Origin of the sequence: Paenibacillus sp. GCM10027628, assembly GCF_042676385.1 — a bacterium.
In the GTDB taxonomy this organism is placed as follows: domain Bacteria; phylum Bacillota; class Bacilli; order Paenibacillales; family NBRC-103111; genus Paenibacillus_E.
In genome coordinates this window covers 1-13,754 of sequence record NZ_JBHTHA010000084.1, presented here as the reverse complement: position 1 = coordinate 13,754, position 13,754 = coordinate 1, and the positions used below count along the sequence as shown (strand labels likewise).

The 13,754-nt window shown below is 42.5% G+C and carries 10 protein-coding genes; 5 read left to right on the top strand and 5 right to left on the bottom strand.

Annotation, left to right across the window (positions count from 1 at the left end):
• Positions 1 to 25: 25 nt before the first annotated feature.
• From ACFQZT_RS33280 to ACFQZT_RS33270, 3 genes are all read right to left on the bottom strand, one after another.
• Positions 26 to 1,039, bottom strand: coding sequence for an SIS domain-containing protein (locus ACFQZT_RS33280; protein WP_379307438.1), 1,014 nt, complete (start codon positions 1,037 to 1,039; stop codon positions 26 to 28).
• A 95-nt stretch (positions 1,040 to 1,134) separates the two neighbouring features.
• Positions 1,135 to 2,478: an amino acid permease gene (locus tag ACFQZT_RS33275; RefSeq protein WP_379307436.1), complete on the bottom strand. Its 1,344-nt coding sequence runs from the start codon at positions 2,476 to 2,478 to the stop codon at positions 1,135 to 1,137.
• Between the two features lie 16 nt (positions 2,479 to 2,494).
• Positions 2,495 to 3,322, bottom strand: a complete 828-nt coding sequence (locus ACFQZT_RS33270; protein WP_379307434.1) for a TIM barrel protein — start codon at positions 3,320 to 3,322, stop codon at positions 2,495 to 2,497.
• A 696-nt stretch (positions 3,323 to 4,018) separates the two neighbouring features.
• Here ACFQZT_RS33270 and ACFQZT_RS33265 point away from each other — a divergent pair.
• Positions 4,019 to 6,100: a GxGYxYP domain-containing protein gene (locus tag ACFQZT_RS33265; RefSeq protein WP_379307432.1), complete on the top strand. Its 2,082-nt coding sequence runs from the start codon at positions 4,019 to 4,021 to the stop codon at positions 6,098 to 6,100.
• 122 nt (positions 6,101 to 6,222) lie between these two features.
• On the opposite strand, the gene ACFQZT_RS33260 is transcribed toward ACFQZT_RS33265, so the two are convergent.
• Positions 6,223 to 7,095: an NAD-dependent epimerase/dehydratase family protein gene (locus ACFQZT_RS33260; protein WP_379307430.1), complete on the bottom strand. Its 873-nt coding sequence runs from the start codon at positions 7,093 to 7,095 to the stop codon at positions 6,223 to 6,225.
• A 129-nt stretch (positions 7,096 to 7,224) separates the two neighbouring features.
• Here ACFQZT_RS33260 and ACFQZT_RS33255 point away from each other — a divergent pair, with 129 nt between their 5' ends.
• From ACFQZT_RS33255 to ACFQZT_RS33240, 4 genes are all read left to right on the top strand, one after another.
• Positions 7,225 to 8,325 (top strand): GerAB/ArcD/ProY family transporter, encoded by a 1,101-nt coding sequence (locus ACFQZT_RS33255; protein WP_379307429.1) that lies wholly within the window; start codon positions 7,225 to 7,227, stop codon positions 8,323 to 8,325.
• 26 nt (positions 8,326 to 8,351) lie between these two features.
• Positions 8,352 to 9,926: a spore germination protein gene (locus tag ACFQZT_RS33250; RefSeq protein ID WP_379307427.1), complete on the top strand. Its 1,575-nt coding sequence runs from the start codon at positions 8,352 to 8,354 to the stop codon at positions 9,924 to 9,926.
• Between the two features lie 17 nt (positions 9,927 to 9,943).
• Positions 9,944 to 11,143, top strand: coding sequence for a Ger(x)C family spore germination protein (locus tag ACFQZT_RS33245; protein ID WP_379307425.1), 1,200 nt, complete (start codon positions 9,944 to 9,946; stop codon positions 11,141 to 11,143).
• 351 nt (positions 11,144 to 11,494) lie between these two features.
• A complete protein-coding gene (locus ACFQZT_RS33240) occupies positions 11,495 to 12,208 on the top strand; it encodes a 2OG-Fe(II) oxygenase (protein WP_379307423.1) in 714 nt (237 codons plus the stop codon).
• An 11-nt stretch (positions 12,209 to 12,219) separates the two neighbouring features.
• Here ACFQZT_RS33240 and ACFQZT_RS33235 read toward each other — a convergent pair whose 3' ends face one another.
• Positions 12,220 to 12,906, bottom strand: a complete 687-nt coding sequence (locus ACFQZT_RS33235; RefSeq protein WP_379307421.1) for a DNA alkylation repair protein — start codon at positions 12,904 to 12,906, stop codon at positions 12,220 to 12,222.
• Positions 12,907 to 13,754: the final 848 nt, after the last annotated feature.

Below are 13,754 nucleotides of genomic sequence, written 5' to 3'. Positions count from 1 at the left end.
CAGTGTCGTAGTGCCCCACATCATCTTAATATTCCATTTGACGATAGTATCTTCTAAGCGTTAATGGATGATTTCTTTCGCGCTCTAGGTAGACGCTGATTCGACTCAGTAAGGACCAATTCAAGCTAACGGCAAAATGTTTTCTAAAAGTTTCGCTGATGCCTTCCATTTCGAAGTCTTTCGTATCAATGACAGTCAGCTGTTTCGTAATCTTCTCCGCAAATCTCTCAACCCGATCTACGAGAGGTCTTGTTTCATCTTCGCCTTTTAATAAAATCACACTTGTATCCTCTAAAACAAGCTCAAGCGTGCCGTGGAAAAATTCTGCCGCGTGAATCGATTTGGCATGAATCCATTGCATCTCTTCTAAAATGCACATCGCGTATGAATACGTATTTCCCCATAAATTGCCGGAACCAACCATCATGTGGTAACCGGTATCTTTATGCTTAATCGCGAATTCCTCCGCTTTTTTGTCGAAGGATTTGACCGCTTGAAGAATGGCTCGCGGAAGCAGAGAAACTTCCTTCACGAATTGCTCGTATTGCGGAAATTCATTGTTGTTATACATGAAGCGGAAGACAACCATATACAGCAGCATAAAGAACGTGTCAAACGAATGTTTCTCTGAACCGGTCGTGATGCAATGGTCTACAATTTGCGTTAACGGTGTATTGGGCTCTGCAACCAGCGCGATGGTAGTAGCTCCTCTTTCCTTACAAAATTGTGCCGCCGCAACGGTTTCTTGAGTGGTTCCGGACACGGACGTGAAAATGCAAACGGAATCTTTGCTGAAATGCCTATTATTCATCACCATGAATTCAGCGGCGATGGCTGCATGCACATCGATGGTGGAGTTGGATTTCAGTATATATTCATAAGGATACATCATGGCAATCGTACCGCCGGCGCCAATCAGAAAAATATTACTGTACCCTCTTTTGGCGATTCCATCCACCATTTCTTCGATCTGTCCTCTGAAAGCAAGACCTTCTTTTTCAACAAGCTTAAGAAATAACTCTTCATCAAAATGTAACATCTGCATTCCCTCCACATATCGGAGCGTTGTACTCCAATATCTCTTTTTATTTGTTATGTCTTGTATTATATTTTAACATTACAATTTATTCAAGACTAAGCTTCTAATTTACTGCTATGATCGCTTTTTGATCCATATTTCTTTTCCCAGTAGTAGTAAACTGGCAGACCCGTAGCAATGACAATTAAGGCTGCAACCATTCCTTGTACCGGAGCCCAAGTAAATGTTCCCCATGCGAGCCACGCCGCCCCAAGAATAGCTAAAATCGTCGTGACTTTCCACATGGGCATCCGATAAATCGGATTGTAGTCATCTCTTTTCCGACACTTATAGACCGCAGCAAAATCCAAAATATTAATAACTAATTGAATGAGGGTGAAATAGCCAAGCAACTCTGTTAAATTACTAAAGAACACTAGAAGACAGGCAAACGTAACCTGAGCGATGATGGAGAAGCTTGGCGTTTCAAATTTGGGATGGACTTTCGCAAACCGCTGGAAAAATAAGCCGTCCTTTGCCATTGCATACTCCAAGCGAGGCTGAAACATAATGCAAGAGCTCAAGGAACCCAGGATGACAATAATAGCCGTAATAGCTACAAACGATGATGCAAAGCCGGATAGTCCTGGAATATATTTGACTGCATCGGAAACAGCTGCGCTTGAGCCCATTAATTTATCGAACGGCATCAAACCTGTGATGCAAACCGCAAGCAGCGTGTACAACGCCAATACGATCATGACGGAACTGATTAGTGCCTTGGGAAGTATTTTGCCGGGGTTTTTGAATTCTCCCGCCATAAAACAAATGGCAGCCATCCCCGTATAAGCCCAGGTAGTAGCAGATACGCCGCCGATCAAGCTTGTTTTCTCAGCCCCCGGCGCAGGCGTAAACGCGAAATTGTCGAGATTCATGTACATCAGGCCAAGCACAATGACAATCAGGAAAGGAATAATTTTAATGGCCGTAATTATGATTTGAAAACGGCCGCCTTCTTTCACACTGCGGTAATGAATTGAAGTAATGATCAAAATTATTGCGATACCTAACAGTTTCCCGGCTATTCCGGAGAAGAAAGGAAAGAAACTCGCCAGATAAGAAACAATAGCAAGAGCCATAATCGAAATGGATGGTGGATCTAACGCCCAGAACGTAGCCCATCCGTATAGAAAAGCTAAAGGTCTCCATCCCGCTTTATTTAAGTATACGTAACCGCTTCCATTTTGGGGGTATGCAGTCGATAGTTCAGCCAGCACCATCACTTGCGGAATTGCAATGATTCCACCAATGATCCAGGCCAGTATTGAAATTGAGGGTATACCCGCTGCTCTTGCTACATCACCAGATGAGACAAAAATCCCGGAACCTACCGTCGTTCCAACAGCGATGGCCAGGGCCGACCAGAAGCCCAATTTTCGTGTAAGTGTGTCATTACTCATAGAGAATTCCTCCAAATTAAGATGATAAGACACCCAATTCCCTTATTTTCCCGATCGATTTCAGAAGTGCATCCTGCGGTTTTTGATAATAATTAGAGCCCATAATCTCTAGCGTACAAGTTCCCTGGTAGCTAAGGTTTTGCAAACTTCTCAGGTATTCCCTCCATTTCAGAACCCCATCATCTAATGCCAGATGCGCATCGGATTCCCCGTCTCCATCGACCAGGTGAAAATGGCACACCTCTGGAAGAATGGCAAAGTAATCTTCGGGTGTTTCTCCTGCCAAATGCATCGCTACAGTATCAATCATTCCTTTTAAGGAAGGAGATTGGATTTCCTCTAACATGCTCTTCAGCCCTTTAGAGTCGGTAATGAGATTCGATTCGAATTTGGTTAGCGGTTCTAGCGCAAGGGTCACACCTTCTCTTTCGGCCACTTTTGATAACTGAAAGATGGAGTCACTCGCATACTTCCATGATTCATCTTGAGAGATAGTGAAGTCTCCTATTCCGGAAGTAATGAGCATCGTATCGGTCTCTAGCTCCAGGGCAGCATATAGATTTTCAATAAAATAATCGATGCTTTTTTGTCTCCAATGTGGTTCTGAGGCAGCAATATTGTAAGGATATATACATTGTTCTGGCGTGTAACAAACGATCTTCATGTTTCTAGACCTAATTTGCTTTCTAATGTTTCTTAGATTACCAAGTATGTTTCGATAAACATATAAATGTGGCTCGCCAGCCCATAGTTCAATATGGTCAACCCCAATATAACTCATGGTATCCAAAAAATGCTGGAAAGGAACATATCTATACGTAATATTCATTCCTGCAACTTTCATTTGCTTCACCTCCTTTCTCTGAAAGCGTTTTTAATTGTTATGTCTTGTATTATAACTAAGAGTTACATAAATTTCAATCCATATTTTTAAAATGAAAGAATTTGCCATCTCACGGGCAAAACAGTCTTTTTGCATCTTAGATGTGACATCTGCCCACTTCAGACTACTAACGATGGAAAACATTACTCTGGACTCGATTCAGTTTTATCTTCCGTCTGCAACGATGGAAAACATCGCTATTCCACTCGATTCCATTTTCTCTTACGTCCGCAACGATGAAAAACATCAGTAAGGCATCGATCTGCGTCCCATATAGGCGAACTCGTTTAGAAAGGTGAGCCATACGTCCTTCCCTGAAACTTACACTCCCTATAAAACGAACAAAAAACCCAATTCAAGTTAAATTGGGTTTTCATAAAGATGCCGGCCATGGTATTCATGTTCATTTGTTATATACGACATATATATAACTTTGAAAACCAACGAATTGATGTCAATGAATCGGAAAATCGAATGAATACAATCCAAAACCATTAAAAAAATGTGATTTAATCAGATGTTTTGTCGAATCAATTGACATAAATGAATATATTTAATATGTTTTATATGTTAAATAAGTTATGCAAGGTGGTGATGATTAAGGAAGGCTAAAAAGCGATAGTTTCACCATATCATGATGAGATGAGGTGCTTAACCGTGATTCGTAAGTTAACAGTCAATTGTATGGTTATTTTATTTACGCTATCCTTATCGTTTAATGTATTTGCCTCCTCAGATTCAAATCAGCATTCAGGTTCTGTTACTTGGCCCAAGCATCAGGAACTTCCAACCTTTGCTAAAGCGGAGCATTTGGATGTTGCTGATGTCTATGACGCGCCCGGGGATATCAAACTGCTTCTGGCCACCCTGCAGGGAATCGTAAACCGCGAGCAACCACGAATCTATCTGCTCGAGAATAAAGAAGAGGGCAAAACGACATGGCTGGACGATTTGCAGGTCCCTTACAATGTTCAAAGCGATTACTGGGATATCGTGAAGAAATACGTCAACGAAATCAAAGGGATTATCGTTTATGATCCTAAGGTTCAGGACTCCATCAACGTGGCAACCACTCTTGCGGGGCTGAAAGACGGCGTTGTTGCAAGCCCGCAGTTGGCGGAGCAATTGAAAGCGGCTCCGTATAACCTGAAGGTGATCGAAGATCTCCAGGGAAAATTCCAGGATCGTTTGGACGCCTATACGTGGCAGTATAATCATCTTTGGAACCAAACGACGCACCGGATGTTGATTGGCTTAAGCCCGAATACGTCAGTCAAGATCCCGCCCGGCCTTCCCGCCTCTTTCCAAACGATTGCGCAAGAAACAACGCAGGAACGTAACGCGAAAAATCGGAAAATATACGACTTTGATTTATCTTCTTTTCTTGGCAAAGAATCCGTGTATCTTCGCTTCGACGATGCTTTCCCGCAAGACGGCTGGGGTCCCGCCGTTCATCAGGTGACCGTGAAAGCAGACGGACAGGTGATCGCGCAATTCATTCCGGGTACAGCCCAAGAAGAACCGTATTTATATGATAGGCAGAATTCTCAAGTATCCTCCGGAAATGGCGGACACCGGTTTGCCGACAACGACAGATACTTCGTTTATAAGTTCACCCCGCCAGCTGGCACGAAGCAAATCACTGTTTCCGTCGACATGTGGAACGAGTACAAGGTTTCCGCCGGCAATGTGCAGCCGCCTTCCTCAGAGCAGAAGGAACCGTATGGCTATCTCCGCGATTATGCCGTTGCGAATAAAGCCATGGTCTTCTGGTTGGACTCAAACATACCGGAACAAAAAGCGCTTTTCGAAAAGATCTTATCCGACGTCGAGCCCGGTTCGCCTTATCTGGGGTGGTTCAGCAATGACGTGCAGGGAGAATTTAGTTCCGTCGAAATTACATCCAGTCACAGCGTCTATGTTCTGGCGGCGGATTGGTTCAGCAACATGACCGTTTTCTCCGGCACCAGAGTGAAGCCGGCCAAAGCCAAACCACTTGCGGCTCCCAAACTGGAAAACAAAATATATGTTACTTACACCTTCAGCGAAGGCGATAACTTTCAATACAATCAACATCGGATGCGGATTCTCTGGGATGATCCGAACCGCGGTAAAGTACCGGTCAACTGGACTTCAAGTCCGCTGCTTTATGACGGTGCACCTGCCATTCTAAATTATTATCAAAAGACCGCGACGACTAACGATCTGCTAATCGCAGGGCCGTCCGGAGCCGGATACTTTTATCCGAATCCTTGGCCGGATTCCACGTTCCCGGATTACTTGAAACAAACGTATTCGTATCTCAAGAAAACCGGAATGACGATTCCTTACGTACTGAACCGGGTAGCCAATGAAAACGTCCCTCTTAGCGACTCCAAGGCTGCCGCTTATCAGAAATTCTATAAAGTTCCAGGGCTCTTCCTGAGCTGGGAAAACCATACCGGCTTGCAAATACAGAACGGTCTTCCGCAGTCCACCATTCAGGGTATCGGTTCCGTTCAAGACGGCAAGAATGTTCTTGCTGGGGCAAAAGCGAATTGGGACGGGAAATCACCACTGTTTGTCTCTCTGGGACTCTTGGCCTGGAGCATGACGCCAACGGACGTCGTCGAGATCACAAACTCCCTGGGTCCGGAATATCAAATCGTGCGAGCGGATCAATATTTCTCACTGATCCGTGAAGCTAATGGTCTCCCTTCCAAGCCAAACTTGGAAGAGGTAGAAGAAGGTCAAGACTAAAACTTTCAGCATGAGATGTAAAAAATAATTGGCCTGTGATCTGCTGATTTCATAATGAAATCAGCAGATCACAGGCCTTTTGATTGATTAGTCTGGATTATGGAATAACGACGTTATCAATATCACATTGCCGGTATTTCTGAAGGCACCTTCAATTGGGTAACATCGATCCCTTTTTCATCGCGTGCTTTTAAGTCTTTTAAAAACTCCACGAAGCCATAACGCGGTTTCCAATCAATGGTCTTTTCAGCCTCAGAAAGGTCATGTTGTTCCACTTGCTCAGGCAAATCGATTTCGTATTTCTTTAAAAGCTGCATAGCACCCGGAACATGGGTCTCACACCACTCCGGACCATATTTTTTGAAGTTTTGGATTACTTCCGTAGGCATACCGTGATTCGTATGAACAATTGTACGAAAAAGCCCCACTCTCTTCTCCAAAACTGCCTTGACAGAGGCAACTGTAGCTGCAGCTACGTCCCTTCTATCCACACCATTGCGAAGCAAGATCGCTCCGAACTCTAAGTAAGGGCGAGGTATGAACTCATGATAACGAAGCACGGCTATCGATGCACCGGTCATTTCATGATAAGATCTGCACAGATCTTCCCCGATAACTTTACTAACTCCATAGACCGATCCCCATCCGTATGCCATTGAAGACGCATATACAATAGATTGAATCCCAGATTGCTTGCATGCTTCCAGTACATGGAATGTACCATCAACATTTACAGCAAAAATCGTTTCATCGCTTACGGGTGGATTGTGTGCGCAATGCCAGGCTGCCAGGTGAACAACCGCATCCATTCCTTGTACCGCTAGACGTACATCACCAGGAGTTCTCGTGTCGCACCTAACGAATTCGATTTCTCTTAAATCGTCCGCATGGGGAGGCATAACGTCTGCCATCCTGACCGAATAACCCGCTTGAACTAATGCCCTGCATACAGCTTGACCACCATTTCCGGCAGCACCGGTAACAAGAACTCTCATGATTCATACCACCTAACTTATTATTTGGGTTATCTATTCGTCATCCTCGAATGTTAGACCTCTAAACTGTTGATGGTTTTTCGGAAATATGGGAATAGTATCAAAAAATGGAACTTTGGAGAGGAGCTTATGTTGAACAACATTAAAATATCAGTCAGTCAATTTGCCGTACTTGTCATTATTTATACGATTGGGACTACTATCTTGGTTATTCCCTTAGGGCTTGCTGCTGATGCCAAACAAGATGCTTGGATTGCTGCTGTTTTGGGAGTTGTTTTAAATTTATTAATCGTATGCTTATACAACAAGGTTGGTCAATGTTTTCCCAATATGACCATAGCCCAGTACAATGAAAAATTGTTCGGAAAATGGCCTGGGAAACTGCTCTCCCTATTTTTTATTTTCTTCTCTTTTATCGGAGCAGCTACAGTTTTGTTCTACATGGGCAATTTTGTCAATACACAAGTGATGCCCGAAACGCCTATTCAAGCTGTCAATATTATTTTTGCAATCGTTGTCGTGATGGGTGTGCGTCTTGGACTTGAAACCTTAGTTCGTGCGGCAGAGATTTTTTTTCCTTGGATCATTATTTTATTTATTATTTTGGTCGTTTGCATTTTACCGGAAGTTCGAATTGAAAAGCTGCTGCCCATGTTCACAGTTGGGGTAAAACCTTTGATTAAAGCAACCTTATCGGTGGCCGGTACAGCTTCACTTCCTTTCATATCGCTGTTTATGTTGTTTCCAGTAAGTGTCAATCATCTTCCTAAAGCAAAAAAAGCTTTTCTGACTGGTACCTTAATTGGCGGAGGTTGTATCGTAATCATCACCTTTTTATGCATATCGGTATTGGGAGCTCAAATGTCAGAAAGACATATGTATCCAAGCTATGCTTTAGCCAAAATGATAAACATCGGTAATTTCTTGGAACGTGTAGAGATTCTCATAGCGGGGATATGGTTTCTAACGGTTTATTTCAAGACAACCTTTTACTTTTATGGTTTCGTTACGGGGCTCGCTCAAGTTTTAAATATCGAAGACTACCGTCCGCTCGTTTTACCTTTAGGGATGATTTTATATGTGTATTCACTTGTGGTATATCCAAATGTCGCTTATATGACGGAATTTGATACAAAAGCTTTTATCCCCTATGCCTTCACTTTAGGGCTATTGTATCCCCTACTCATTCTAGGGGTTACCGCATTTCGAAAGTCTAGACAAAAGAAATAAGATCATTCTTAATAGGAGGCGATATCATGGGGTTCCTCAAAAAAATTATTCTGAATAACTTTAATCGCTCAAGATCAACAGACGCTCAGATCACTCAAAATGACGTATCGCTCTCAAAGGAACCTCTTGAGAAGTCACTGGAGCTAAACTTCGATAAAATTAAGAAAGCCTTTGGATATAGCCACGATATTATGACTCAACGCATCCTTCTTCATGAATCCACCTCGATTCAAATCGGAATCATTTACATAAATGGACTGATTAGTCCAACTTCAATTCAATCCCTCATAACAGAAAATCTAAAAGTAGATGCCAGTGAGTTCTCGTTAAATGCCTTAAGAAATTCAATAAGTTCACTCGGACAAGTCCGTGATATTTCCGATTTTGAGACCTTATATCAATCTGTTTTATCCGGTTTAACGGTTATTTTACTGGATGGGAACACACAGGGTTTCGCCGCTAACACACCAGGCGGAGAGCATCGTTCCGTCGAAGAACCAACTACGCAATCCGTGGTAAGGGGACCACGGGAAGGGTTTACAGAGTTAATAAGCACCAATGCTGCACTCATCAGGCGTAAAATAAAAGATCCCAACCTCTGGCTGGAATCCATGACGATCGGGCGTGTGACTAAAACGGAAGTCGCCATTATGTATTTGAATGGAATTGTGAGTGACAAACTGGTAGTTGAAGCAAGAACTCGGCTCGGGCGTATCGATGTAGATGCCATATTTGAAAGTAACAATATTGAAGAGTTGATCCAAGACGAGACCTATACCCCTTTCCCTACCGTGTATAATTCGGAGCGTCCTGATGTTATCGCGGCAGGGATCATGGAAGGGCGTATTGCTATTCTTGTTGATGGTACTCCCTTTGTCCTGATGGCTCCCGCTCTATTTACTCAATTTTATCAATCTGCTGAAGATTATTACCAACGAGCCGATTTTGCAACCCTTCTTCGTTTTCTGCGTTACATCTGTTTTTTCATTTCTTTGTTGGCTCCATCCCTATATATTGCCATAACTACCTTTCACCAGGAACTACTGCCCTCTTCTCTATTGATCAGTTTAGCCGCTCAACGAGAAGGGATCCCTTTCCCCGCTTTTATTGAAGCCGTCGTTATGGAAATAACTTTTGAGATCCTTCGTGAAGCTGGTGTGAGGTTACCGAAAACAGTCGGACAAGCAGTCTCCATTGTCGGAGCATTAGTCATTGGTCAAGCCGCTGTAGAAGCAGGCCTGGTGTCCCCTGCAATGGTTATCGTAGTGGCAATCACGGCCATATCCAATTTTGTCATTCCTTCATTCAACATGGGGATTACGATACGGATTTTGAGATTTGCTTTAATGATTGTCGCGGCTTCCTTTGGTTTGTATGGTGTTACTGTGGGGCTTATCGCTATCGTTCTTCATTTATGCAGTTTAAGGTCCTTTGGAGTTCCCTACATGTCTCCAATGGCACCTTTTATCTTAGAGGATCAGAAGGATACCATTTTTCGTTTGCCGCAATGGGCATTATTTGCAAGGCCTCGATTAATCAGTCAAAAAAATAACATTCGAGAAAACAATGCTCCTTCGAATAAACCTGAAACTCGACCCTGAATAAAGGAGTCTTCTGAATGCAAAGATTTGTCATGTTTTTCGTTGTCTTGTTCATATTGATTCTATTACTCACGGGATGTTGGAGCCGGCGCGAGCTTAATGATCTTGCGATCTCGGTTGGCATGGGTTTTGATAAAAAGGGTGATCAAGTACAAGTGACGATTCAAATTGTTAACCCCAGTGAAGTGGCTTCAAAAAGGGGCGGGACTGGCGCAACTACACCTGTAAGCACCTTTCAAGCGACATCCAAAACCATTTTTGAAGCATTAAGAAAAATTGCCACTCAAAGTCCAAGAAAAGTGTATTCTTCTCATCTTAGGATTCTTGTGATTAGTGAAGAATTGGCACGAGATGGGATTACTGCGATTCTAGATGGCATTTCAAGAAATCATGAAATGAGAACCGATTTCTATGTAGTTATAGCAAGAGGAACAACGGCCGAGAATGTCTTAAAAACGCTCACACCTATCGAAAAAATCCCTGCAAATAAATTGTATTCCAGTTTAGAGATGTCCGAAAAGATTTGGGCACCTACGGTAAAAGTAAGATTAGATAATTTAATCTCCGATCTGCAAACGGAAGGAAAAGATCCAGTATTAACTGGCATACAAATTAAGGGTGATTCAAAAAAAGGCCACCAAATGAGCAATTTGAGCAAAACAGATCCTTATTCATCCTTACAATATTCGGGCGTAGCGATCTTTAAAAACGACAAACTTGTCGGTTGGCTTAATGAACAAGAAAGCAAGGGATACAATTATATTGTAAACAATGTTAAGAGCACAATAGGAGATGTTTCATGTCCATCAGGAGGCATATTAGCACTTGAAGTCGTACGAAACAAAACGAAAATGAAAGGAAAAGTGGAGAACGGCGAACCGCAGATCTTTGTTCATGTTTTTTTAGAAGATAATGTGGGTGAAGTCCAATGCAATATCGACCTGCTCGATCCTGCAAGCATAGAGCAGTTGGAGACAACATCCCAAAAAGAGGTAAAAGCCATTATTGATTCCGCCATTCAAAAAGCGAAAAAATATAAAGTGGATATTTTCGGTTTTGGTGAAGCCATTTATCGCGCCGACCCCAAATATTGGAATAAAAACAAAGACAATTGGACGGAGCATTTCCTTGAATTACCTGTACACATAAATGTAGACGTGAAGATTCGTCGTGTGGGCACCGTAAATGATTCCCTCATACAAAAAGCAAAGGAATGAATGACATGTGGGGTATTGCCGGGATACTTTTAGCATCTGTTGCTATCGGAACGATAGAAATCCCATCGCTTGTAAAGAAAAAGAAGTATAAAGATTTTATCGTTTTTTGTTTATTACTACTCCTTGGCACAATACTGTGCATTGCTCAAAGCTTGCGAGTAAAGATACCAAACCCTTTAGACTTCATCACATTTGTTTTTCAACCAATAAGCAAATTCTTACTTCGGTTGTTAAAATAATTTCGTAATCTTGCTGTTACATTCGAGAATACGTACAAAAGCTTATTTTGGGGTTTATACTATACTAAACCCGGAAACATTGAAGTCGCCGGCATTAAAGGAGGCATACAGCATGCTTAAGAGTCTCGCGCTAAGCGCAGCTAAAGTGGATTGGAATTTCATCCAGCAATCTCTGGACGAGCACGGCTATGCCAAACTCCCTAATCTGTTAAGCAAAACGGAGTGTCAGCAAATCATCAGCACTTATGAGGACGAAAGCCACTTTCGAACGACTATTGACATGGCTCGATACCGTTTTGGGATCGGGGAATACAAATATTACAATGCTCCCCTTCCAGCTCTGCTGCAGCAGCTGCGCGAAGGATTGTATCCGGAGCTTGCCATAACAGCTAATCGTTGGCTAGAACAACTAGGCCACACCGCTGCTTATCCGGCAACACTGGCGGAATTTCTCGATCAATGTCATCAAGAGGGGCAGAACCGTCCAACTCCATTGATCTTGAAATATGAAACAGGTGGATACAATTGTTTGCATCAGGATTTGTATGGAAAAGTATTCTTCCCCTTTCAGGTCGTATTCGCACTCAATCAAAAAGAAGAAGCATTCACGGGCGGGGAATTCCTATTGGTAGAACAGCGGCCTCGCGCGCAAAGCCGCGGACATGTCATCACCTTGAATCAAGGGGAAGGTCTGATTTTCCCAACTAATCATCGTCCTGTTTTGGGAACTCGCGGCTATTATAAAACGACACTGCGGCATGGTGTAAGCACAGTTACATCAGGTACAAGATACAGTTTAGGTATTATCTTTCACGATGCGAAATAAATGAAGACGCTTTATTTTCGTTTCATGCTGCGGATCCTCTTTTTGGTTTCCTGATCCACACGGTAAGACTCCGTTATTTTTTGCAAAGCTTTGTTGAATGTGAAGTCGTCAAGTGAATTGCTCTTTAAGTATGTCATCGTAGGCATGGGAAACTTCACGTAACAGATCGATATTGCCCATGCAACCGCCATTTTGACATAATATCCTTCATGCTTGATGCCATCCAGCTGTTTTAAAACCTGAGAAGTCATGTATTCTTCTTCCATGTAATAATCGAGTAGCATGACCACGGCAAAGCGTATTTCAAATTCTTCAGCAGATACGAGATAAGGCTGCAAGAAATCCCATACTTTTTTCAGGTTCGTTTTTGTGAATTTCAGCCCAGTACAAAAGCTGTCGCATACCGACCAATTATCAATTTTGGGCACAAAATCAGCCACAACTTGCAGAATTTCATCGATATCCGTTTTTATATAACCAATGACCATGCCTTGCAGCATGATTTCTTCAAAGTACTGACTTTCAGCTTGCCTGAGGTAAGCGCGCCAATCTTCTCGGGCAATTTTTTTGGCCATCTTGCGCAGCTCGGGCAGTCGAACGCCCAAAACGTTATTGATATTCGGAATCAGAGCTGCGGAAAACTTTTGATACTCTTCATCCGCCAACTCTAGTAATTGTTCTTTGATTGTCTTCTCCATCCTTCTACTCCTTGCGTTTAAATATGTTATTTCAATTTGAATTTTTGTAATCATAATATACCTCAATAAAAACAAAAAGTAAGGATTATCGAATATAATAGCAAGATTGCGAAGTTCAAACAAAAAAAGACGTCCTCATCTAGAAGACGTCAATCTCTTAACTTCAAGCTTATTTCAGTTCGGTAATGAACCTATTCACGAACCGCTAGAGAAACTTCCTTTTTCTCCTGAGACAGGGGATCCAAAGCTAGATCTGCAGAATTATCTTGAGGTCATGCTTTCCTTTTATAAACAGGAACGAGAACTTTCGCAAATCATAAGACAAGAACTGGCAATGAATAGTACAAGATCGGACAAAATCATTGCCTTTATTAAAACCTCAACAGATAAATTAAAAAGTATTTTGGAGAATGGCCGGGAAAAAGGTATCTTTCAGTATGAGTCCATATCGAACACCGTGCGCTTCGTCCTTGGGTGCTTGAACTTGACCTCCATCGCAAAAGTCGGAGTACTCGAAGTACTCATCGGACAAACAGAAGACAACAATTACCCTATAGAAAAAGAGGTTATTACTTTTATTTATAAAGGAATTCGAAGTTAACGTTGATATCTATAGCGGGAACATACGTGACCATCTGGCATTCAGCGTTGGAAGGGATTTTAGCGCGGAAAAACCGCCTTAATGTCCCTGTTGTGCAGGGCCCGAGACTGTTAAGACGGTAAAACCGTCTTAACTGCGCGGCTGCAGGAACATTTTGCTGCGGGATGCGACTTTAACACGGAATAGCTATATAGCCCCCTAATCCACTTGGACACTTTAATCCACTTCAGATACACTAAAAACAAGT